Consider the following 21,915-nt stretch of genomic DNA (forward strand, 5'->3'; position numbering starts at 1 on the left):
GGCTGATCTGGTAGCGCAGCGCCATGCGCCTTGCCGCCGCCTTGTCCCGTTCTGCCGAACCACGCAGCTTTGCCGCCTGCTTCGCGGCGACGATCATGCTGGCGGTCGGACTTCTGACCGTGCTGACGCTCTGGCGCGATCCCTACTGGGTGTTTCGCGACACCCCGCCCTGGACACGCGACGGCGTCGGCGCGAGCCGCCTGCTCGATGTCGAGATGCGCCTGATCAAGCCGCTCCAGATCGCCAGGCTCACACCGCAGACATTGTTGATCGGCTCTTCTGTGGTCTATCGCGGTATCGATCCGCGCGATGCCTCGGCAGAGGCAGGCCAAGTCTACAATGCCGGCTTCTCCGCGCTGATGGCACGGGAGCTGCCGACATTGGCGGCGCTGGCCATCGATGTCGGCAGCGTCAAGCGGGTGGTGATCGAGCTCGACTATTTCATGTTCACGGCGTGGCCGCCGCCACCGCCGATCGATCGGAAGCTTGCGACGGCATCCGGGCGCCGCGAGGCGCTGGTCTCGGTGGTGCTCAACCCGAAGGCGATCGACAACCTGCGCGGGCCGCGGCCGCTGCGGATGGAGCCCGGCCTCTGGCATGGTGACGGCTACAAGGCGACGCCGGATTTCGACGCCGCGCTGGTGGGCAGGATCACCCGCGAGCAGAATATCGCGGCGATGCTCTACCAGCCGGACGCCCTAAGCCACCTCGAAAAGGCGCTCGACCTGTTGCAGGGGCGGGGCGTCACGATCGTCCTGTCGCCGATGAGCGCGGCCCAGCGGCAGCTTATTGCGGATGGCGGAAGGGCTGCCGAGCTGATGTCCTGGCGACGGGATGTCGCAGCGCTCGCGGCGCGGCGTGGCCTGCCGTTCCATGACTTCGTCTCGGACCATCCGTTCGAAGATTTCGATCCCGGCAAGGCCTCGTCGCGCTACTGGCTCGACACGCTGCACTTCAAGCCGGAGGTCGGCCGTTGGCTGCTCGGGCGGATCGGGCTCGGGCGGCATCCCGGAGGCGCCTGAGCCACATCCGGCTGAAGGCTGCGATCTCGGCCGCGCCCAGGCGACCCGGGCCGACGCGAATGATCGCATTGGCCATCTCGCGGCGCTCGCCCCAGACATAGGTGCCGGCATCGACCCCTTCGCCGGCGCCGCTGTCGAAGAAGGCAGGCGGCGTGCCGTTGAAATCGGCCTGCAGCATGGCGATCGCCAGGGTCCGACCGGGGGAATGGCGGCCTTGAGTCTCGTCATAGGCGATCTTGAGGAAATGCCGGCGGTTGCCACTATCGATCAGCAGCCCCATGGCGATGACGCGGCCGTCATGCAGCAGGGTGTCGATCAGCAAGGTGTCGTCGGCGGCACAGAGTTCGGCCAGGCGGCGCATATAGGCGGTGTCGGCCGGCAGGCAGGCGATGGCGGTGCCGGCTTCGCCCTTCCAGCCGGAGGCTTCGAGCGTGAGGAAGGCGTCGAGCGCCTCCAGCGCGCCACGACCGCGATTGCGCCGGAAGGTGAGGGCGCCTTGTTTCCCTACCGCCCGGAACTGCTGCATCCGCTTCTTGTAGGAAGAGCCGAGCGTGCGCCTGAGATAGGCTTCGAAATTATCGTCCGGACGCGGGATCATCACCGGCCGGACCCAGCGCTCATAGGTCGAGATCGTGCTGCCGGTCTGGCGGCAGGCTTCGGCGAGCACGGCGTAGCAGGGGCCGTCGAGCGGCAGCAGCGGCAGCAGAAGCCGGTGCGGCAGATCGCGCGATCCGAGGAGATAGCGCATCAGGGCGCGTGCCGCCTCCGCCGCGTGGTCGCGGTCGAGCACCGGCAGGGAGGAGACCTCGTAGAGCGGCACGAGCGGTGAGGCGAGGGCGGCGGAAAAGCCGCTGCGCCAGCCCTTGATGCGACGGAAAGCCCAGATTCCGACGAGCTGCTCGAAATCGAGGGCTTCGCTGAGCCAGGCGCAGAGGACGACGATCTCCTCCTCCGGCACGAGCGTCGTCGCGGCCGAGATTGCGGCCGGAGCCATATGCGGATTGGGCTCCAGTGCATGGCGCGCGAGTTCCGCGAAAACCGGTCCCAGATCCGCATAAGCGGCGGGGCCGAGGCGCCTGACGACGATCGTGCTCAAGACCGATGGCCGTCCCGGTTCGGCCGGCGCAACTCACCGCGCAGGGAGAGGACGAAGGCGATGACCTGCGCCGTGGCGCGATAGAGCTCTTCCGGGATCTGGTCGTCGAGCTCGACCGCCGAGAGCGCCTGCGCGAGGATCGCGTTCTGCTCGACGGCGACGTTATGCTCCTTGCCGGTCTCGACGATGCGCTCGGCCAGCTCGCCGCGGCCCTTGGCGGTGACGCGCGGCGCGCCGTGCCCGTCATATTCGAGCGCGACGGCGATCCGAGGGGGCTGCGGCGCGCTCATGACAGGCGGTCCAGGAACTGGCCGGCCGTCGGCTGCATCACGCGCGGCTGGCCGGTATGGATATCGATGGCGCCGCTGGCGAAATCGGCATCGAGCAGGGCGCCTTCGAGACCAGGCGCGGCGCCGCGCAGGAGCTGGCTCGTCTCCTCGCGCTCCGCCCAGATCGAGACACCGACATCGCGGCCCTGCAAGGTGACGACGCCCTGGAGCGGCCCCATCGGCTCGACATCGAGCGCGAAGCGGATGCGCCAGACCGGCGGGCTCACCCCTTGCGCGTCGCGGCGGGGCGGGTCGCGCTCGACCTGGAGCGGCAGCATCGAGATGCCCTGCTGGAAGGCGAGCGGTATCTCGGCGAGCCAGCGCTGCGCTGGTTGTGTGCCGTCCTGCCGGGCGGGCTCCAGCGGCAGCGAGGCATATTGCGTCAGCTTGATCCGGTCGAGCGCGGCCTCGGTCTGGTCGAGCAGGGTCTCGGCGATGGCGAGCGGCTTCTCGCCCGGCGCCAGCGAGGGCTCCACGGCTGGCTGCGGCGTGAGCGGACCGTCGCGTCGCGGCGGGGCAAGGCGGGTGGATTGGTCGGTGGAGCCGGTCTGCAGCTCCGCTGTCTGCTCGCTGCCGTGCTCATGGCGGCTCGCCTTCGGGTCCGGCGACAAGGCGTCGATGATCGGCAGCAAGGTCTCGCGCAGGGCCTGGAGGCCGGCCTTGAGATCGCCTTGCCGGGGTGCGGGTAGTGCTGCGGCTTGCCGGGCGTCGAGGAAGAGCCCGGACGCCTGAAAGGCTTCCTTCAGCCGTGCCGCCGTCGGGGCCTGCCGTTCGGCGGGAATAGCCTGTGCCAGAACCTGCTGGATCGCGGGCGGCAGCGTCTTGGGCAGGGCCAGCGAGATCGTTCCCTGCGCCAGCGCCCGCAGATTGGCGAAGAGCGGGGCGAGGCCGGCCTGATGTTGCAGCATGGGGCCGAGCAGCGGCCCGGCGACGGCGCGCGCGGTCGCGGCCGTGATCACGGGAGTGGCAGGAGACGCAGCGCCTGCCGGTGGGGTGGCGTTGGCGGTGGGGGTGGAGCCTGCCCCCATCGCAGGCGTGGCGGCCGTCTGCGCTGCCGGCAGGCCCAGCGCCTGCAGGGCTTGCTGCAGGAAAGCTTGCTGCACCGCGACCGGTGAGGGCGGATGCGCGACCACCGATCCCGGTGAGGTGGCCGGCTGTGGCACAGGAGCGAGGACTGCGGCCGGGTTCGGCCGGGCTGGAGCCGCTGTCGAAGCCGGAGGCGCGTTCGGCTGTGCGGGTTGAGGTGCTGCGGCTGGTTGCGGCTGGGCCTGCCCCGTTGCCGCTGCCGATGGCGGGCGCACTTCGACCAGTGTGGCGCGCAGGTCTCCGCCGGGTTGCTCGGGCGGGTCGAGGCGCAGCAACAGCGTGGCGCCCGGTTGCAGGGCTGCCTGCCTGGCTTGAGGGCCGGCGAGGACGAGCGCGACCTTGCTGTCGCCGATCATCGCGGTCGCGGTGCCGTCCGGTTCCAGCGAAGCGAGCCTGGCCTGCACCGTCCGGCCAGCCGACAGCTCGCCGCCTGCGTCGAGCGCTTGCAGCAAGGTGGCGAGGGTCTGGCTCTTGACGAGCTGGGCGAGATTCATCGGGCGTCCCTGTGACGACGCACCACCCTGTCACGAAAGATTAAGCATTTCCTTGCCGGTCGGCCGCGTGATGCAGGGCGTGCCTGCGCGCCGGGCGCTGGCATATGGCGCGGCGCTGCGGCAGGTTTGGCCACCCCGTTCGAGGATATCTGCCATGGATTATCGCCGTCTCGGCCGCTCCGGCCTCAAGGTCTCGCCGCTCTGCCTGGGCACGATGATGTTCGGCGGTCCGGCGGACGAGGCGACCTCGCGCCGGATCATCGACAGTGCGCGCGAAGCCGGGATCAATTTCATCGATACGGCCGATGTCTATAACGAGGGCCAGTCCGAGGAGGTCACGGGCCGCGCCATCGCCGCGCATCGCCATGACTGGGTGCTGGCGACGAAGGTGGCCAACGTCATGGGCAAGGGGCCGATGAATGGCGGGCTGTCGCGGCGCTGGGTCCTGCGTGCCTGCGAAGACAGCCTGCGCCGGCTCGGCAGCGAGACCATCGACATCTACTACCTCCACAAGGAGGACCACACGACGCCGCTGGAAGAGACGGTGCACGCGATCGCCGATCTCGTCCGCCAGGGCAAGATCAGACATTTCGGCGTCTCGAATTACCGCGCCTGGCGGCTGGCCGAGATCTGCCGGCTCTGCGACGAGCTTGGCATCGACCGCCCGGTCGTCAGCCAGCCCTATTACAACGCGATGAACCGCATGCCCGAGGTCGAGCATCTGCCGGCCTGCGGCCATTTCGGCTTGGGCGTCGCTTCCTATTCGCCGCTAGCCCGGGGCGTGCTGACCGCGAAATACGCGCCGGGTCAGGCACCGGCGGAAGGCACGCGCGCCGGACGCGGCGACCGGCGGATGATGCAGGCGGAATGGCGCGAGGAAAGCCTGATCATCGCCCAGACGATCAAGGAGCATGCGGGGCGCAAGGGCCTGACGCCGATCCAGTTCGCGGTGCGCTGGGTGCTGAACAACGCCTTCGTCACGGCGGCGATCGCCGGGCCGCGCACCTTCGAGCAGTGGGAAGCCTATCTCGCGGCGCTCGATGCCGGCTTCGACGCTGAGGATGAGGCGCTGATCGACCGGCTCGTGCCGGCGGGGCATCCCTCGACGCCGGGCTACAGCGACCCGGCCTATCCGCTGGAAGGGCGCGTCAGCCGCGCCTGAGCGACGGCTTGCTCAGTTCATCATGCAGAAGCCGCCGACCACGATATCGGTCTGGCACCAGCGCCTCTTGGTTTCGCTATTGGACGAGAGGCGCAGCGGCAAGGGCGCCTCGCGCTCGGCGGTCGCCATCGGGAAGGGCACGCGCTCGGGCTGGCCGGTCGCGGCCTGTGCGCGGCTGGCTCCGGCCGTGATGCCGGGCACGATCACGATGCTGCGGCTCACCTTGGCCGGGCTGGCCGAGCTGCGTCCGCCCATGCGGAACCGCGCCGCCTCGGCCTGGACGGGCAGCAAGGTGGCGGTCGCGAGCAGGCAGGCGAGGGCGGCGAAGCGGCGCATGGGGGCAGTCTCCCGGTTGCCGACAGGATGCCGCGATCTGCCGCAAGGGCAAGGAAAGCCTGAAATCAGTCTCAGCGAGGCGTTAACGCGGATCTTCAGGCGGCTGCGCGTGGCCGGGTGAGACTGTCCCATGCGGCCATGGCGCCCTGCGCGATCGTCTCCAGCATCTGGCGTGAGGCACCGTCGCGCGCCTGGATCGACATGCCCTGCTGGACGGTGACGTAGTAGCTCGCGATCGGATGCGGATCGAGCGATGCCGGCAATTCGCCTCCGTCGATGGCCCGCCGCAGCCGTTCCTCGATCATGCTGACGCTGCCGGCCCGCATCTCGCGCAGGATGCGGCTGGTCTCGTCGCCCACGCCGACGGCGTTCACCGCCGAGAGCACGACCATGCAGCCGGGCGGCCGGCCGGGCCGGGTGAAGGTTTTCGCGCTCGCCATGAGATAGCCTTCGAGCGCGGCCCGCGCGGTGGGCGCATTTTGGAGCGGCGCAAGGATATCGTCGCTCTCGGTCGCAGCGAAATGGTGGATCGCCTCGCGGTAGAGCTCTTCCTTGCTGCCGAAGGCGGCGTAGAGGCTCGGCGAATTGATGCCCATGGCCTCGGTGAGGTCGCTCATCGAGGCCGCCTGGTAGCCGCGCTCCCAGAAGACGTCCATGGCGCGCTCCAGCGCTGCCTGCCGGTCGAAACTGCGTGGACGGCCGCGCTCGGCCATGAATCCGCCTCCTCGAAATTATTTTGTGATGACCATTATATATTTCCCTTGACCACCGCAGGCAAGCGCAGCATGTATTATGTATCGATCATCACATAAATGGAGTTTGCCATGTCACGCCTTGCCGGAAAGCGCGCGCTCGTCACCGGCGGCAGCCGCGGAATCGGCGCCGCCATTGCCCGCAGACTTGCTGCCGAGGGAGCCGATGTCGCGCTGACCTATGAGCGCTCCGCCGACAAGGCGGCTGCTGTCGTGAAGGAGATCGAAGCGCTCGGCCGCAAGGGCTTCGCCATCGCCGCCGACAGCGCCGACCCCGCCGCGGTGACGCGCGCAGTCGATGATGCTGCCAAAGCGCTCGGTGGCCTCGATATCCTCGTCAACAATGCCGGCATCTATCGCGGCGGCCCGGTCGCGGACTGGAGCCTCGCCGATATCGACGCGACGCTTTCAGTCAACGTTCGCGCGGTGGTGCTGGCCTCGCAGGCGGCTGCGGCACATCTGGGCGAGGGCGGGCGGATCATCTCGACCGGCTCCTGCCTGGCCGACCGCGTCGTCGAGCCCGGCGTCACGCTCTATGCGATGAGCAAGGCGGCGCTGATCGGCTTCACCAAGGGGCTGGCGCGCGATCTCGGCCCGCGCGGCATCACCGTCAATATCGTCCATCCCGGCTCGACCGATACCGACATGAACCCGGCTGGCGGTCCCGGTGCCGATGCCCAGCGGGCGCGCATGGCGATCCCGCGCTACGGCCAGCCGGAGGACATCGCCGGGCTCGTCGCCTATCTCGCCAGCGAGGAGGCGCGCTTCATCACCGGCGCCGGCTTCGCCATCGACGGCGGCGTGAACACCTGAGGCAGGTCGTCATGCTCGGGCTTGACCCGAGCACCTCATAACGTGGAGGCGCAGGAGTTTCTTCCGGGCTGAGATTCTCGGGGCAAGCCCGAGAATGATGGCAAGATGCTAATGCCCGGGCAGGACGATCATGGTGGGCTTGGCCGGCAGCGTCGCCTTGCCCAGCGTGATCGTCGCCTGCTCGCGGCGCTCGACCGGCCAGATGTCCTGCGTGCGGGCGAGAAAGCGGTTCAGCGTGCCGCCGCCGAAGAAATGCATGGGGATCATCACTCGCGCCTGGATCGACTTCAGCACGTCGAGCATGCCGGTCTGGTCGAGCGTGTAGCTGCCGTCGACCGGGAATAGCACGATGTCGACCCGGCCGAGCGCGCGCAGATGGCCGGGCTCCAGCGGGTGATGCAGATGGCCGAGATGGGCGATGCAGAGCTCGCCGATCTCGAAGATGAAGATCGAGTTGCCGTCATAGTCCGTGCCGCCCTCATAGGTGCGGATATTGGTCGGCACGTTGCGGACGCGGACATCGCCGAAGGTGAGGTCGTGCTGCGCGGCGCCGCGGCCGGACAGGTCCCAGCCGGGCAGGACATGCTTGATGGCCGGGTCGGGATTGCGCGAGTTATGGGTGGAATGCGCCTTGTTCATCGTCGCGATGTCGGGCGTCACCGGCGGGCGGACATAGTCGTTGTAGTCGGTCGCGATCTTCACCCCGCCCGGCGTCTCGATCAGGAAGGTGGCGTGGCCGACGAAGGTCAGCCGCGCTTCGTCCTTCGCCAGTTGGACCCGGTGGATCGGCAGGCGCAGGCTCGCCATCTCCGGCCGGCAGCCAGGCTCGTTCGACTGGGCGCCGGCGGGAATCGTTGCCAGCAGCGCAAAAGCGAGGCCAGCAAGCAGACGCAACAGGACGGCGGGCAGGCTCATCGGCGGGCTCCGGCAGCGTTCAGGCCGGATGAGCTTCCGGCAAAAGCCGTGCCGGGGGAAGGGCGCCCGGATCGCTCTACCGCTTTTGTGAAAGGCACCTGCTCCACCGGCAGGCGGTTGCGGGCGACGCGCCCGGTCGCTACATAGCGGCCAGATTTCCCGACATCCCTGTCGCAAGCGTTCGAAAGCGGAGCCCGCTCGCCCCATGTCCCGCCAGTTCATCTATCATATGCGCGGCCTGTCCAAGACCTATCCGGGCGGCAAGCAGGTGCTGAAGGACATTCACCTGTCCTTCTACCCGGATGCCAAGATCGGCGTCCTCGGCGTCAACGGCGCCGGTAAGTCGACCTTGCTGAAGATCATGGCCGGGTTCGACAAGGAATGGACCGGCGAGGCCTGGGTCGCGGAAGGTGCGCGCGTCGGCTACCTGCCGCAGGAGCCGAAGCTCGAAGAGAGCCTGACCGTCCGCGAGAACGTCATGCTCGGCGTCGCCCCGCAAAAGGCGATTCTCGATCGCTACAACGAGCTCGCCATGAACTATTCGGACGAGACCGCCGACGAGATGACCAATCTCCAGGACGAGATCGAGGCGAAGGGGCTCTGGGATCTCGATTCGAAGGTCGACCAGGCGATGGACGCGCTGCGCTGCCCGCCGGATGACTGGGCCGTCGACAAGCTCTCGGGCGGCGAGCGCCGCCGCGTCGCGATGTGCAAGCTTCTGCTGGAGCAGCCGGAACTGCTGCTGCTCGACGAGCCGACCAACCATCTCGACGCCGAGACCACCGCCTGGCTCGAAGGGCATCTGCGGACCTATCCGGGCGCGATCCTGATCGTCACCCACGATCGCTACTTCCTCGACAACGTCACCAGCTGGATCCTCGAGCTCGATCGCGGCCAGGGCATCCCCTATGAGGGCAACTACTCGGCCTGGTCGGTGCAGAAGCAGAAGCGCCTCGCCCAGGAAGGCCGCGAGGACGTGTCGCGCCAGAAGACGCTGGAGCGCGAAGCCGAATGGATGGCCGCTTCGCCGAAGGCCCGCCAGGCCAAGAGCAAGGCCCGCATCCAGCGCTATGACGAGCTTGTGCAGAAGGCCAACAACAAGGGGCCGGACACCGCCCAGATCATCATCCCGATCGCCGAGCGGCTGGGCAACAACGTCGTCGATTTCGAGGACCTGTCGAAGGGCTTCCAGGACAAGCTGCTGATCGACGGCCTTTCCTTCAAGCTGCCGCCGGGCGGCATCGTCGGCGTGATCGGCCCCAACGGCGCCGGCAAGACGACACTGTTCAAGATGATCACCGGCGTCGAGAAGCCGGATGCCGGCACGATCAAGGTCGGCGAGAGCGTCCAGCTCGGCTATGTCGACCAGAGCCGCGACTCGCTCGACGACAAGAAGAACGTCTGGGAGGAAATCTCCGGCGGCAACGACATCCTCTATCTCGGCAAGCGCGAGATCAATTCCCGTGCCTATTGCTCGGCCTTCAACTTCAAGGGCGGCGACCAGCAGAAGAAGGTCGGCTCGCTCTCGGGCGGTGAGCGCAACCGCGTCCATCTCGCCAAGATGCTGAAGTCCGGCGCCAACCTGCTGCTGCTCGACGAGCCGACCAACGACCTCGACGTCGACACGCTGCGCGCGCTGGAAGAGGCGCTGGAGGATTATGCCGGCTGCGCCGTGATCATCAGCCACGATCGCTGGTTCCTCGACCGCATCGCGACCCATATCCTCGCCTTCGAGGGCGACAGCCATGTCGAGTGGTTCGAGGGCAACTTCGCCGATTACGAGGAGGACAAGAAGCGCCGCCTCGGCATCGACTCGACCATTCCGAAGCGCATCCAGTACAAGAAGTTCTCGCGCTGAGTGCTTGATATCTGAATCGAAAAGCCCCGCGGTGCCGCAAGGTTCCGCGGGGCTTTTTCATGTGTTGCTTTAAGATGCGCTGAGGCGTGTCGAAGCGGTTCGCGATCGCAGGCGCTGGACTACAGGCGCGCGTCGGCCTCAACTGGCAGCATGCTGACCCTCGACCATCTCACCGTCATCGCGCCGACGCTTGTAGAGGGCGTCGCGCATGTTCGGGGTTGCCTCGATCTCGATGTGCCCTTCGGCCAGCGGCACGGGTATATGGGGACCCATAACCACCTGCTTCAGCTCGGCGGCACGACGTATCTGGAGATCGTCGCCCTCGATCCCGACGGGGCACATCCCGGACGCGCCCGCTGGTTCGGACTCGACGACCAGAAGCAGGTCCGGTGGGATTGGGATGCCGGCCGTCGCTTGCGCGGCTGGGTTGCGCGGGCCGATGGTATCGACGCTGTCCTGAAGGGTCGGGAGGCGATCTTCGGTCGCAAGGCCGCGCTGCCGATGGACACCCCTGCCTTCGATTTCTCCATTCCCGATGACGGGTCTTTGCCCTGGGGCGGGGCGGCTCCCTCGATCATCGACCGGCGCGGCAAGGCGCGCTCGATGGCGACGATCGCCGATTTGGGCGCACGCTTGCGCGGGTTCACGCTGGAGCATCCGGAGGCGCAGGCGATCGCGGCGCTGTTGCAGGAACTGGGAACGGAGCGGGGGCCTGTCGTCAGCCATGGGCCGGAGCTGCGCTACAGGGCGCAGATCGAGACGCCCGGCGGGCTGAAGGAACTATCCTGATCGCGGTGCCCGGATGGCGCTGGCGATTCTACATCCGCTCGCCTGGCAGCTGGCTCGCCTGCCTGACCCAGCCCGAGAACTGGGCTTCGTCGAGGGCGTCGCTCTCGTGGATGTCGAGATAGCGCACCTCCTTCTGCTTCGAGGTACCCGGCGGCATTGGGTCAAGCAGCGCGCCCTTGAAAAACGAGACCTTCACGTAGCGCGTGAAGCAGTGGATGCCGAGGAACCAGGTCTGGTTGCCGGTGCCGTAAAGCGGCGAGTTCCACTTCACGGCCTTCGTCACCTCGGGGACGGCCTTGACGATCAGGTCGTCGATGCGCCGGCCGACCGCGCTCTTCCAGCCGGGCATGGCGGCGATATAGGCCTGCACCGGCGCGTCGCCGTCGCCCTTCGGAATCTGCGGGTTGCCGCCCGATAGAAGGCGTGGCTTGTCCTCTGCGCTCATGCGGTCGCTCCTGCGGGATGTGCCCCAGCGCGGCCATGTTACGAAAGCCGGCTGGCGGTCGGCAAATGCGGTTCCCGGCGCCGGGAGGGCCCCGCTGCGACGCTATGACATGACTCCCGTTAGCCGGGTGCGCAGCGTTTTTCCCTTGTGAATCAGCGTAATTTAGCCGGGGCTACGAGTGGCAAGCAGGTCCGCCATGCGGTTCCCGTCTGACGACTTAAGTTATGATTAAGGCAGCGCCTCCTAGGAGCAGAGTCGCGTCCAAAGCAATTCTACGCCTTGGAACTGATAAATCCGATCTGGAACTGGTCAAGTTATTGATCGTGTTCTTGCTGCCATGACGTGAAGGTTGATTATGACTAGCCAGTATATCCAGGGTATGGTGCAGGACGTGAAGAAGGGTGGGCTGTCGCGGCGCTCCTTCATCCAGAAGATGGCGGCGCTCGGCATCACCGCGCCGATCGCGACCCAGATCCTCGCCTGGAACGATGTCGCGATGGCCAATGCCACGCTTGAGTACAAGCCGACCAAGGCCGGCGGCGGCGGACCGCTGAAGATGCTGCTCTGGCAGGCCCCGACCCTGCTGAACCCGCATTTCGCCTCGGGCACCAAGGATCAGATCGCCTCGCGCGTGTTCTACGAGCCGCTTGCCGGCTGGGACAAGGAAGGCAACCTGATCCCGCAGCTCGCGGCCGAGGTGCCCACCAAGGCCAATGGCGGCCTGTCCGAGGACGGCACCACCGTCATCTGGAAGCTGAAGAAGGACGTGAAGTGGCATGACGGCAAGCCGTTCACGGCCGACGACGTCGTCTTCACCTGGGAATACGCTGCCGACCCGGCGACGGCCGCCTACACCACCGGCGCCTACAAGGACATCAAGGTCGAGAAGGTCGACGATTTCACCGTCAAGGTGATCTTCGCCAAGCCGACGCCGTTCTGGGCCGATCCCTTCGTCGGCGTCGCCGGCATGATCATCCCGAAGCATCATTTTGGCGAGTACAAGGGCGCGAAGTCGCGCGAGGCTCCGGCCAACCTCAAGCCCGTCGGCACCGGCCCCTACAAGTTCGTCGACTTCAAGCCGGGCGACATCCTCTCCGGCGCTCGCAACGAGAGCTATCACGTCGCCAATCGTCCGCATTTCGACACGTTCGAGATCAAGGGCGGCGGTGATGCGGTTTCGGCGGCTCGCGCCGTGCTGCAGACCGGCGAATACGACTATGCCTGGGATACGCTGGTCGAGGACGAAGTCCTCAAGCGCATGGAGATGGGCGGGCGCGGCAAGATCAGCGCCGCTGCTGCCGGCGATATCGAGTTCATCACCCTGAACACGACCGATCCCTGGACCGAGGTCGATGGCGAGCGTTCGAGCGTCAAGACCAAGCACCCGACGCTCAGCGACCCGGCCGTGCGCCAGGCGATCAACCTGCTGATCGACCGCGACTCGATCCAGAAGTTCATCTATGGCCGCGCCGGCGCTGCCACGGCGAGCTTCGTGAACGAGCCCAAGCAGTTCAAGTCGGAGAAGCTCAAGTACGAGTTCAACATCGAGAAGGCGAACAAGATTCTCGACGATGCCGGCTGGAAGAAGGGCTCGGACGGCATCCGCGAGAAGGACGGCAAGAAGCTCAAATACGTCTTCCAGACCTCGATCAACGCTCCGCGCCAGAAGGTGCAGGCGATCATCAAGCAGGCCTGCCAGCGCGCCGGCATCGATATCGAGTTGAAGTCGGTGACCGCTTCGGTGTTCTTCTCGTCGGACGTTGCCAATCCGGACACCTACACCAAGCTCTACGTGGACATCGAGATGTACACCACGACGCAGCCGCAGCCTGATCCGGAGCGCTTCCTCAACCAGTTCACCTCGTGGGAAGTCGCCAACAAGGAGAACAAGTGGCTGGGCCGCAACGTCTCGCGCTACACCGACCCGGCTGCCGACGAGGCCTACAAGGCCGCCCAGAAGGAGCTCGATCCGGCCAAGCGCGCCGCGCTCCTGATCAAGGTCAACGAGATCTTCTGCGAAGCCAACGTCATCCTGCCGATCCTGTCGCGCAAGAAGGTCGTCGCCGCGTCGAACACCCTCTCGCATGACCATTCAGGCTGGGATGTCGACACCTGGAACCTGGCGTCCTGGTATCGTGCCTGATGTTATGAAAACCCCCGCCGGGCTTGTCCCGGCGGGGGACCGCTTTGGCGGGACGTTGCCTTTCAAATCCGCCCTCTCCATATTAGCTAAGCTTAGCTAATATGGAGAGGGCGATGACCATCGTGAACGTGCACGAGGCCAAGACCGGTCTCTCGCGATTGATCGAACAGGCCTTGCGCGGCGAGGAGGTCGTCATCGCGCGCAACGGCGTGCCGGCCGTGAAGCTGGTGCAGGTCGATCCTCCGCAGGCCCAGCGCCCACGGCGCCAATCTGGTCAGCTGGCCGGGCTTTTTGTCGAGATCGATCCCGACTGGTGGAAGCCTGAGAATGACCTCACCGAGCTATTCGAAGTCTATCAGGAGGCTTCCGACGAGCCGAGCGGCGCATGAGGCTGTTGCTCGATAGTCAGACCGTGCTGTGGTGGGTCGGCGTCGATCGGGAGCGCCTATCCGACCGTATGAGGCTGACGATCGATGAAGCCGAGGAGGTCTTCGTCAGCGTCGCATCGGTGTGGGAGCTCGAAATCAAGCGGAGCCTGCGAAAACTGGCCTTCGCAGACGATGCCTGGGCGCAGGTCCAGGCTCTCGGTGTCGCCTGGCTGCCCATCGAGCTTGATGACACGCTCGCGGCTGCCAGGTTGCCGCGTCACCATGGCGACCCGTTCGACAGGATGATCGTGGCCCAGGCTATCGCCCGCGAGTTGACCCTGGTGACATCGGATCGCCGCCTTATGGATTACGGCGTTCCGATGTTGCTTGTCTGAGCCTGACGGCGAGCGTCGTCGTCGAATGATGGCCAGCGACTACGAGGCCAGCCGCTTGATCGCCCCGGCGCGGCCGCCGACGAGGATGCGCTCGTCGACATCCTTGATATCGCGCAGGCCGCAGAGCGCCATCGTGGTGTCGAGCTCCTTGCGGATGATGTCGAGGGCGGCGGTGACGCCCCGCTCGCCCATGGCGCCGAGCCCGTAGAGGAAGGCGCGGCCGATGAAGGTGCCGTGCGCGCCGAGCGCGATCGCCTTCAGCACGTCCTGGCCCGAGCGGATGCCGCCGTCGAACAGAACCTCGATGCGGTTGCCGACCTGCTCGACGATGCCGGGCAGGGCCTCGATCGAGGAGAGCGCGCCGTCGAGCTGGCGGCCGCCATGGTTCGAGACGATCAGGGCGTCGGCGCCGCTCTTGGCGGCCATCTCGGCATCTTCCGGATCGAGAATGCCCTTGAGGATCAGCTTGCCGCCCCATTGCTCCTTGATCCACTGGACGTCGTCCCAGTTCAGCTGCGGATCGAACTGGCTGGCGGTCCAGGAGGAGAGCGAGGACATGTCGGCGACGCCGGTGACATGGCCGACGATATTGCCGAACTGCCGACGCGGCGTGTCCAGCATCTTCAGGCACCAGCGCGGCTTGAAGGCGAGGTTGATCAGGTTGGCGATGGTCGGCTTCGGCGGGGCTGAGAGGCCGTTGCGGATGTCCTTGTGGCGCTGGCCGAGGATCTGCAGGTCGAGCGTCAGGACAAGGGCCGAGCAGCCGGCCTTCTTGGCGCGCTGGATCAGGCGGGAAATGAAGTCGCGATCCTTCATCACGTAGAGCTGGAACCAGAACGGAGCCTGGGTGTGGTTCGCGACATCCTCGATCGAGCAGATGCTCATGGTCGAGAGTGTAAAGGGCACGCCGGCCTTGGCTGCGGCCTTGGCGGCGAGGATCTCGCCATCGGCGTGCTGCATGCCGGTGAGGCCGGTGGGAGCGAGCGCGACCGGCATGGAAACCGGCTGGCCGATCATCTCGGAGGCGAGCGAGCGGTTGGTCATGTCGACCGCGACGCGCTGGCGCAGCTTGACCTTGGCGAAATCGGTCTCGTTGGCGCGGTAGGTGCCCTCGGTCCAGGCGCCGGAATCGGCGTAGTCGTAGAACATGCGCGGCACCCGGCGCTTGGCCAGAAGGCGCAGGTCTTCGATGGTCAGGGGCTGGGCCATGTCTCGTCTCGCCGTTGGCGTCCCGTCTTGTCCTCCGGGCTTGCTCGCATGCTGGCGGGCAGGGCGCAACCGTTCCGCGGCGCAAACGGGCCTTTCGTCAGGACACCGCCATGTAACGGCCGGGCTTGTGGTTCATGCCGAGGATGGCGTTGAGAACGAGCGTGCCGAGGAGCGAGAGCGCGACCTTGTCGGGCGGCAGCACGAAGAGAGCGGCGGCGAAGATCGCTGCGTCGATGCCGAGCTGGACCCAGCCGGCGCGCAGGCCATGGCGCTCCTGCAGGTAGAGCGCGAGGATGTTGACGCCGCCGATCGCGGTGCGGTGACGCGCCAGCGCGAGCAGGCCGAGCCCCATCGCGACGCCGCCGGCGATGGCGGCATAGAGCGGCGCCACCGCCTCGATGCGGAACCAGCCCGGCGTCGCCCAGACGAAGACAGAGATCAGGCCGACGGCGACGAAGGTGCGCAAGCTGAAAGGCAGGCCCATCCGCCGGAAGGCGAGCCAGTAGAACGGCAGGTTGATGACGAAGAAGAGCAGGCTGAAATCCGCGCCCGTGCCGAATTGCAGGAGGAGCGCGAGCCCGGCCGCGCCGCCGGTCAAGAGCGTCGCCTTGGCGTAGAGGACGATGCCGAAGCTGATCATCAGCGTGCCCAGCGGCAGGGCGAGGAGGTCTTCGTAGAAGCGGTGCTGCTGCGGCATGGCGGGAACGGCGGTTTGGGACATGGCGAGGCCTGTATCGGCTGGCGGCTTCCGGCACCAGAGGGCCTGCAAGGATCGCGCCGGGCGGAGCCTCCTTCTTCCGGCTCGATGCAGCCGGCGAGACTTCAGCCCGGTAGTCGATGGTGAGGATTTTGTCCGGCGGCTGCGGGAACGGAACGATGTCGCCAAGATGATGCGCGCGGCAGGAGAGACCAAAACCATCGGCCTGCGGTTGAAGTGAAAAGAACACGACAATCCTGACGAGCAGGGACGCTAGGTAGCTACGTTCGGAAAAGTGAAACCCGATCTGGGCGGCTCTTCTCGCAGTGGCGCCAAGACACGGATCGCGTTGACAAAATCTTGAAAGGTTCAGGCTGCGCCTGCCTGTCCTTTCATCTCGACAAGGATCAGTTTTCGGTCAATCCTTCCCTTGCCGGCATAGGAGCCATGCGTTCCGCGCCGGTGAGAGACGCTTTGGCTTCGAGGGATGTGGCGATGGCGACCGGAACCGTGAAATGGTTCAACACTGAGAAGGGGTTCGGCTTCATTCAACCGGCGGAAGGCGGCAAGGATGTGTTCGTGCACATCACGGCCGTGAAGGAAGCCGGCATGATGACGCTGACGGAGGGGCAGAAGGTTTCGTTCGAGTTGAAGACCGAGCGCGGCAAGACGGCCGCGGGCGATCTGAAAGTGCTCTGAGACCATTCTGTTTGCCGTAAGGCTCGCCTGCCGCGCGCGGCGGGGTGCTGGCGAGCGCGCGCCTGAAAATGACGACCGGATCGGCGTTTCGCTGTGTGTCCGGCGCGATGCTTCTTGACGTGACATGATGCACCGAAAGCCCCGTTCAGGCCTAGCCTGCGGGGTTTCGGGTCTGGGCATCCGGGGGATGCGCGGAGCCTTGCGGCGTTCGCAGCCGACGGCTGCGTGCCGATGCCGATGATGTCGAATAGCGACGACCTCGCGCCGCCCCGGCTCCGCGGGCGGGCATCTGGGGCTGCTCGCCTGGACGCCGCGTGAGCGCGGTGCGTCCGGGGACGCGCGGCGACGCAGCTTTCTGTTTTGACCTGAGCCCCGATCTTCCTCCAGATTTGAGTAGAGTCCGTCACTCAAGGAGACGGACGATGCGCCCCTCACGATTCACGGAAGAGCAGATCATAGGGATGCTGAAGGAGCAGGAGGCTGGATCTGCGACGGCGGATGTCTGCCGCAAGCACGGCATCTCCTCGGCGACCTTCTACAAGTTCAAGGCGAAGTATGGCGGGATGGACGTGTCGGACGCCCGCCGGCTGAAGACCCTCGAGGATGAGAACGCCCGCCTCAAGAAGCTGCTGGCCGAACAGATGCTCGACAACGCGATCCTGAAGGATGTCGCCGCAAAAAAATGGTGACGCCCGATGCGAAGCGGAAGGCGGTGGCTCATGCCTGCACGGTGCATGCGGTGAGCCAGCGTCGGGCGTGCCTGGCCTTGACGATCGACCGCTCGACGGTGCGCTACACGAGCACCCGGCCGGACGATGCCCTGTTGCGCGAGGCGATGAAGGCCGTGGCGGCGGAGCGCCGGCGGTTCGGCTATCGCAGGATCCACATCATGCTGGACCGCCAGGGCATCGTGATGAACCAGAAGAAGCTGCGACGGCTCTATCGCGAAGAGAAGCTGCAGGTGCGCCGGCGTGGCGGCCGCAAACGGGCACTGGGCACGCGCAGGCCCATGCTCGTGCCTGATCGGGCCAATGCGCGCTGGAGCCTCGATTTTCTTTCCGATACGATCTCGGACGGTCGTCGCTTCAGGGTGCTCGCCATCGTCGACGATTATACGCGCGAATGCCTGGCGCTCGTCGCCGACACTTCGCTTTCAGGTCTGCGCGTGGCTCGGGAACTGGATGGCGTCATTCGGCTGCGTGGCCGGCCGGGGACGATCGTGTCCGACAACGGCACCGAGTTCACCTCGATGGCGATCCTGCGCTGGTGCCAGGAGACCGGCGTCGAGTGGCACTACATCGCCCCCGGCAAGCCGACGCAGAACGCCTTCATCGAGAGCTTCAACGGACGCTTCCGGGACGAGTGCCTCAACGACACGCTGTTCTCGACGCTCGTCGAGGCCCGCAGCGCCATCACCTCATGGAAGGAGGACTACAACCGCCACAGACCCCACTCGGCCCTCGGCAACATCACGCCCGCCGAGTTCGCCCTCAAATCCACGCTGGAAAAGCAGGCCGCCCGAGGCCAGAAATGAAACCCAGTACTCTCCCTCAGAACGCAGGAGAAAAGGGTCTCAGGTCAACCGCTTGGCAGATCCTGAAGATGGGTATCGATGAAGAGGAACACGAGCGGGAACGTACACGTCTTGCCTACATTGTAGCTTCATTCGCTATGATCGCTAACGACGAGAACGAAATGGTCGAAAAGGCGCTTCGTCGATATCGCGAAGCGAAATGAGATTTCCAACTGCCGCGCTGAGCGGTGAGACCGCGCCGTTAATCGATTGGAACAGAACCTCGCGTAGTTCCGTTCAGTCTCTCAGGCGTCTCGCCTGCCGAAAGTCAGCTCGTGCAACAGCTCGTTCTCGTCGTGGAAGACGATGTTTTCATCCGAATGGATGCGGTCGATATATTTCAGGAAGCGGGCTTCCGCGTTCTGGAAGCCGCCTCTGCCGATCAGGCGCTGGAGCACCTTCAGCAGCGCGACGATATCGTGTTGATTTTCACCGATATCGAGATGCCGGGATCGATGGATGGTCTGGCGCTTGCGGCCATGGTCAGAGACAGATGGCCGCCCATCGGCATCCTCATCGCATCGGGAAGAGCGCGCCCGTTGGCGGCGCAGTTGCCGCCCTTCGCGCGATTTCTGCCGAAGCCCTATACACCCAGCCAGATCAGCCATGCGGTCGAGCGTGTTCTAGCTGATCAACGGCATTGAGAACGTGAACTTCGTCTCATCATCGCTTGAGGAAACCTCGATCCGCCCGCGATGTGCCTTGGCTATTTCGGAGGCGATATAGAGCCCAAGCCCGAGCCCCTCGCGCCTGTTCTGGCTGCCACGGAAATAAGGCTGGAACAGCTTTATCAGGAGTTCCTCCGGTATCTTCTTGCCGGCATTCGCCACGGACAACCGGAACTCGCCTTCGATGACGACCGCTTCGACGCGGATGGGCTTGTCGGTAGCCCCATGCGAAATCGCGTTGCCGAGAAGGTTTCCGAACATCTGTGCGATGCGGGCATGGTCGGCTCGTATCGGAACCGACAAGGCATGCTCGAAGGTAATCACCCTGTCGGGCGATGAGGTTCGAGCCTCATTGACGACCTGATCAATCGTGTCGGCGGCGGAACGCTCTTCCGCCGTGTCGATGGTGATGCCGCCACCCAACCTGCCACGGGCGAAATCGAGCATGTTCTCGACGAGCAAGCTCATGCGCATGGTCGTGTTGAGAAGATGCACCAAAATACCCTGTGCTTTCGGCGTCTGCGGCTCCTTGCCGAGCAGGCGGGTGCCAGCCGTAAAGGACGCGAGCGGATTGCGAAGGTCATGCCCGAGGACAGCGATGAACTGTTCCCGCAATTCGCTCTTGTGCTCTTCGATATCGAGCAGATCGCGGCTGTCTTTCAGCTGCCGATGAGCATCCAAGTGGAACGCGATCAACTCGGCGAAGAGCTTGAACATGCCGAGCGTGGCGGGCGTATCGAGCTTCCGAGGCTTGGTATCGATCGCGCACAGAGTCCCGAAGAATTCTCCGCCCGGTAGAATGATCGGCATCGAGATATAGCTTTGCAGGCCATACATCGCCGGCGTGTGATGGTTGCGGTAGGTCGGATCCTCCGCAACATGATCGATGACGACGACCTCACGATGATCGCGTATCTCACTGCAGATCGTCGTTTCGACCTTCAGCTCGCCGCCGGGTTCCAAACCGAACTCGATGAGGTCTCGGACGCCACATGCGACCCAGCGCGTTTCAGTCACGCGGGCCACGGCCGCGAAACCCATTCCCGTCGTCTGGCAGACGACATCAAGAATAGTTGGCACGGCGTCGATTCTTGAAATCGCGTCGAGATCAGTTTGGAAGTCGTGCACGTAAAGGTCTCTGGGAGTGCGCCGAATTGGCGGCCCTATCATCCAACCTGTTCGCATCGCAATGTCAAAAGACAGCAACGCGACAAGTCCCATCTCGCTCGCAAGCGGGTGTGTGCAACGGGTTGAAAACGGTCGTTCGCTCCCAACGCCTCAAGCGCGCGGTGGAACGGTGCCGTATTGCGGCAGGCCGTCTGCGATTTCGTAGTAGTCCCCCTTGTCGGCGACGTAGATATGCAAATCTGCAGCGGTCTCTGTCGGCCCGTCGAAAGCGCCCATTGCCACGGCGATCCAATCCCGATCCGGCCGATCCCAGAAGAGCGACGAGCCGCATGTCGAGCAGAAGCCGCGCCGGACGTTCTCCGAGGATTGAAACCACGCCAGTTTCTCCTCGCCGACAATCGTCAAGGCAGCCCTGGGCACGTCGGTCGACGCGAAGTAATGGCCTGAGTGCTTCCGGCACATGCGGCAATGGCAGAAATTGGGACTTGGCAGACGATCTGCCACCGTCAGCGTGACCGTGCCACACAGGCATGAGCCGCTGTGCATCCTCGCTTCACTCCCGAAGTCGCCTGGTTAGGAAGCATGGCATCGCGGTTGCGACGTTCGCAAGAGCGTCCGCTATGATGCGGAAGCGGAGCTTGCAGCATCGATCCCGAAAGGATCAGATGGTCATAGTCTCCAACTTGCGTCTAGCGATGTTCCGGTTCCTCGATTTGTTCGACTTCGTGGCCGCATTCGCCGAGGGCCGTTTAGAGCGGCATCGCCTGGTGAAACGCGAGGCGGCTACGCTGATAAGGGAAGCGGGTACTTCGGCGCTCGAAGCGGCTCAACGGATCGCTGACCTTGCGCGTCAGCGCGGCGACAGGCGGGCGATGATGCTTTGGCTGGACGTTGTGCGCGAGGTCGCGAAGCAGGAGCCGATGCCTCCGGCCCGTAAATGACCGTAAAGGGTCGGAAGCTGACGTCGCGCTCGTCAGCGGTCGTAATGGGATCGGCGGGCGATTATTTCCCCCTGAACATAACGAGATATGCCAGACCGAGACCCGCAGACATGATTAGTGATGCTAGAGATGCTGTCACAAGTGGACTTAAATCGAATTTATGATGCGCGCTTTGTGCGGCGAAACTAGAAATGAAGCTAACGATTATTATGACCAGTATGGGATACGGGGCTCGCAACATCTTCAGCATGCCAAGGCTCTGAGAAGCATAAACGGGACATTGGAGCAACGTCGCACATTCTGGCAGCGACAGCTATGGGTCGGAAGCGTGCCCGCTAAGCTCGACTGTTGAATGTCTTGGCAGAAACACCTTTAAGCAGGCGAATTTAGCCAATTGACCCCAGTTCTTAAGGAAAGATAGGACAGAACTAGAGCGACGCCCAACAACGCAATTAGATGATATCGTTTTGAGTATCTTTCTCTGCCGGCAACGTCGGAGGACGTGCGCGACAGGTACATGCATCTATAAAATTCAACCATCGAGATTATTACAAAAGCGAAAACTCCAAAATCGATGATCTGGAGCATGATCTGCATGTCACACCGTCTGAGCAAGCTTCATATTTGGTTCTACGAAGCATCATTCCGCACTTTTTGAATGACAGCAACGGGTCGGAAGCGGTCATCGCGGCTTCCGCACGAAATCCCGACAGCTTTGTAGGTAGGTGATCAGTTCATCTAGCTTGTCCGGAGAAAGCTTGAATGGCTGGATTCTACCTGTTTCGGGATCACTAGGCAGTCTGAACTCGACGCGGAACTTGCCGTCGATGCGAACCAGCGAAATGCTCATGGACTGAGCCATGCCCGCCCCCCATATCAAACGCTGGGCGAACACCTCCTCAGGTTGGGGGGCAAAGAACTCGTATATGCGCTTGAACATTGCAGTCCTCGCAAGCCTATGCGGGGCATCATCCTGCACTTTTCGCGCGGCCGCTAT

General features: G+C 64.7%; 24 protein-coding genes. 12 read left to right on the forward strand and 12 right to left on the reverse strand.

Annotated features, from left to right (window positions below):
- Window positions 1-95 precede the first annotated feature (95 nt).
- On the forward strand, window positions 96-1,022 hold the full coding sequence (locus AC07NY_RS07805) for a hypothetical protein (RefSeq protein ID WP_494583013.1): 927 nt from the start codon (window positions 96-98) through the stop codon (window positions 1,020-1,022).
- Here the strand turns inward: AC07NY_RS07805 and AC07NY_RS07810 are convergent.
- From AC07NY_RS07810 to fliK, 3 genes are read right to left on the reverse strand one after another with little or no spacing between them, the layout of a single operon-like run.
- A complete protein-coding gene (locus AC07NY_RS07810) occupies window positions 955-2,118 on the reverse strand; it encodes a GNAT family N-acetyltransferase (RefSeq protein ID WP_494583015.1) in 1,164 nt (387 codons plus the stop codon). The genes AC07NY_RS07805 and AC07NY_RS07810 overlap by 68 nt on opposite strands.
- On the reverse strand, window positions 2,115-2,408 hold the full coding sequence (locus AC07NY_RS07815) for an EscU/YscU/HrcU family type III secretion system export apparatus switch protein (RefSeq protein ID WP_492288269.1): 294 nt from the start codon (window positions 2,406-2,408) through the stop codon (window positions 2,115-2,117). The genes AC07NY_RS07810 and AC07NY_RS07815 overlap by 4 nt, the downstream gene beginning before the upstream one ends.
- On the reverse strand, window positions 2,405-4,027 hold the full coding sequence (gene fliK, locus AC07NY_RS07820; protein ID WP_494583017.1) for a flagellar hook-length control protein FliK: 1,623 nt from the start codon (window positions 4,025-4,027) through the stop codon (window positions 2,405-2,407). The genes AC07NY_RS07815 and fliK overlap by 4 nt, the downstream gene beginning before the upstream one ends.
- 154 nt (window positions 4,028-4,181) lie before the next feature.
- Here fliK and AC07NY_RS07825 point away from each other — a divergent pair, with 154 nt between their 5' ends.
- Window positions 4,182-5,189 carry an aldo/keto reductase gene (locus tag AC07NY_RS07825; RefSeq protein ID WP_494583019.1) on the forward strand — a complete coding sequence of 336 codons (1,008 nt, stop codon included), beginning with the start codon at window positions 4,182-4,184 and terminating at the stop codon, window positions 5,187-5,189.
- A 12-nt stretch (window positions 5,190-5,201) separates the two neighbouring features.
- On the opposite strand, the gene AC07NY_RS07830 is transcribed toward AC07NY_RS07825, so the two are convergent.
- Both AC07NY_RS07830 and AC07NY_RS07835 read right to left on the reverse strand, forming a co-directional pair.
- Window positions 5,202-5,525 carry a hypothetical protein gene (locus AC07NY_RS07830; protein ID WP_494583021.1) on the reverse strand — a complete coding sequence of 108 codons (324 nt, stop codon included), beginning with the start codon at window positions 5,523-5,525 and terminating at the stop codon, window positions 5,202-5,204.
- A gap of 95 nt (window positions 5,526-5,620) precedes the next feature.
- Window positions 5,621-6,238, reverse strand: a complete 618-nt coding sequence (locus tag AC07NY_RS07835; protein ID WP_494583023.1) for a TetR/AcrR family transcriptional regulator — start codon at window positions 6,236-6,238, stop codon at window positions 5,621-5,623.
- A gap of 111 nt (window positions 6,239-6,349) precedes the next feature.
- Between AC07NY_RS07835 and AC07NY_RS07840 the strand changes: the two genes are divergently transcribed.
- A complete protein-coding gene (locus AC07NY_RS07840) occupies window positions 6,350-7,090 on the forward strand; it encodes an SDR family NAD(P)-dependent oxidoreductase (RefSeq protein ID WP_494583024.1) in 741 nt (246 codons plus the stop codon).
- 108 nt (window positions 7,091-7,198) lie between these two features.
- Here the strand turns inward: AC07NY_RS07840 and AC07NY_RS07845 are convergent, their stop codons facing one another.
- The gene (locus AC07NY_RS07845; protein ID WP_494583026.1) at window positions 7,199-8,005 is read right to left on the reverse strand and encodes an MBL fold metallo-hydrolase; all 807 of its coding nucleotides are present in this window, start codon (window positions 8,003-8,005) and stop codon (window positions 7,199-7,201) included.
- Between the two features lie 205 nt (window positions 8,006-8,210).
- Here AC07NY_RS07845 and ettA point away from each other — a divergent pair, with 205 nt between their 5' ends.
- Window positions 8,211-9,863: an energy-dependent translational throttle protein EttA gene (ettA, locus tag AC07NY_RS07850; RefSeq protein WP_494583028.1), complete on the forward strand. Its 1,653-nt coding sequence runs from the start codon at window positions 8,211-8,213 to the stop codon at window positions 9,861-9,863.
- Window positions 9,864-10,013: 150 nt separating this feature from the next.
- Window positions 10,014-10,652, forward strand: a complete 639-nt coding sequence (locus AC07NY_RS07855; RefSeq protein WP_494583030.1) for a VOC family protein — start codon at window positions 10,014-10,016, stop codon at window positions 10,650-10,652.
- 28 nt (window positions 10,653-10,680) lie between these two features.
- Here AC07NY_RS07855 and AC07NY_RS07860 read toward each other — a convergent pair whose 3' ends face one another.
- Window positions 10,681-11,097, reverse strand: coding sequence for a DUF1801 domain-containing protein (locus tag AC07NY_RS07860; protein WP_494583032.1), 417 nt, complete (start codon window positions 11,095-11,097; stop codon window positions 10,681-10,683).
- 355 nt (window positions 11,098-11,452) lie between these two features.
- On the opposite strand from AC07NY_RS07860, the gene AC07NY_RS07865 reads away from it, so the two are divergent.
- The 3 genes from AC07NY_RS07865 to AC07NY_RS07875 all read left to right on the forward strand — a co-directional run bounded on the left by AC07NY_RS07865 (window position 11,453) and on the right by AC07NY_RS07875 (window position 14,003).
- On the forward strand, window positions 11,453-13,240 hold the full coding sequence (locus tag AC07NY_RS07865; protein WP_494583034.1) for a peptide ABC transporter substrate-binding protein: 1,788 nt from the start codon (window positions 11,453-11,455) through the stop codon (window positions 13,238-13,240).
- Window positions 13,241-13,353: 113 nt separating this feature from the next.
- Window positions 13,354-13,629: a type II toxin-antitoxin system Phd/YefM family antitoxin gene (locus AC07NY_RS07870; RefSeq protein WP_492288279.1), complete on the forward strand. Its 276-nt coding sequence runs from the start codon at window positions 13,354-13,356 to the stop codon at window positions 13,627-13,629.
- Window positions 13,626-14,003 (forward strand): type II toxin-antitoxin system VapC family toxin, encoded by a 378-nt coding sequence (locus AC07NY_RS07875; RefSeq protein WP_492288280.1) that lies wholly within the window; start codon window positions 13,626-13,628, stop codon window positions 14,001-14,003. Before AC07NY_RS07870 ends, AC07NY_RS07875 begins: the two co-directional genes overlap by 4 nt.
- Before the next feature lie 39 nt (window positions 14,004-14,042).
- Here AC07NY_RS07875 and AC07NY_RS07880 read toward each other — a convergent pair whose 3' ends face one another.
- Both AC07NY_RS07880 and AC07NY_RS07885 read right to left on the reverse strand, forming a co-directional pair.
- Entirely contained in the window at window positions 14,043-15,212 is a 1,170-nt protein-coding gene (locus tag AC07NY_RS07880) for an alpha-hydroxy acid oxidase (protein ID WP_494583037.1), read from the reverse strand.
- 97 nt (window positions 15,213-15,309) lie between these two features.
- Window positions 15,310-15,933, reverse strand: a complete 624-nt coding sequence (locus tag AC07NY_RS07885; protein ID WP_494583038.1) for a YitT family protein — start codon at window positions 15,931-15,933, stop codon at window positions 15,310-15,312.
- A gap of 471 nt (window positions 15,934-16,404) precedes the next feature.
- On the opposite strand from AC07NY_RS07885, the gene AC07NY_RS07890 reads away from it, so the two are divergent.
- The 3 genes from AC07NY_RS07890 to AC07NY_RS07900 all read left to right on the forward strand — a co-directional run bounded on the left by AC07NY_RS07890 (window position 16,405) and on the right by AC07NY_RS07900 (window position 18,825).
- A complete protein-coding gene (locus AC07NY_RS07890) occupies window positions 16,405-16,608 on the forward strand; it encodes a cold-shock protein (RefSeq protein WP_047581917.1) in 204 nt (67 codons plus the stop codon).
- 422 nt (window positions 16,609-17,030) lie between these two features.
- A protein-coding gene (locus AC07NY_RS07895) for an IS3 family transposase (protein ID WP_494583703.1) occupies window positions 17,031-18,142 on the forward strand; the annotation gives its coding sequence in 2 pieces (ribosomal slippage) (window positions 17,031-17,292 and window positions 17,292-18,142; 1,113 coding nt in all).
- A 314-nt stretch (window positions 18,143-18,456) separates the two neighbouring features.
- Window positions 18,457-18,825 (forward strand): response regulator, encoded by a 369-nt coding sequence (locus AC07NY_RS07900; protein ID WP_494583040.1) that lies wholly within the window; start codon window positions 18,457-18,459, stop codon window positions 18,823-18,825.
- On the opposite strand, the gene AC07NY_RS07905 is transcribed toward AC07NY_RS07900, so the two are convergent.
- Both AC07NY_RS07905 and AC07NY_RS07910 read right to left on the reverse strand, forming a co-directional pair.
- Window positions 18,805-19,977: a GAF domain-containing sensor histidine kinase gene (locus AC07NY_RS07905; RefSeq protein ID WP_494583042.1), complete on the reverse strand. Its 1,173-nt coding sequence runs from the start codon at window positions 19,975-19,977 to the stop codon at window positions 18,805-18,807. The two genes, AC07NY_RS07900 and AC07NY_RS07905, sit on opposite strands and share 21 nt — an antisense overlap.
- A 150-nt stretch (window positions 19,978-20,127) precedes the next feature.
- Complete coding sequence (locus AC07NY_RS07910) at window positions 20,128-20,523, reverse strand: GFA family protein (protein ID WP_494583044.1); 396 nt, start codon at window positions 20,521-20,523, stop codon at window positions 20,128-20,130.
- Window positions 20,524-20,642: 119 nt separating this feature from the next.
- Between AC07NY_RS07910 and AC07NY_RS07915 the strand changes: the two genes are divergently transcribed.
- Window positions 20,643-20,918, forward strand: coding sequence for a hypothetical protein (locus tag AC07NY_RS07915; protein WP_494583046.1), 276 nt, complete (start codon window positions 20,643-20,645; stop codon window positions 20,916-20,918).
- Window positions 20,919-21,600: 682 nt separating this feature from the next.
- Here the strand turns inward: AC07NY_RS07915 and AC07NY_RS07920 are convergent.
- Window positions 21,601-21,858: a hypothetical protein gene (locus tag AC07NY_RS07920; protein WP_494583048.1), complete on the reverse strand. Its 258-nt coding sequence runs from the start codon at window positions 21,856-21,858 to the stop codon at window positions 21,601-21,603.
- Window positions 21,859-21,915 lie beyond the last annotated feature (57 nt).

Source organism: Allobosea sp. GW821-FHT09G06, assembly GCF_059416005.1.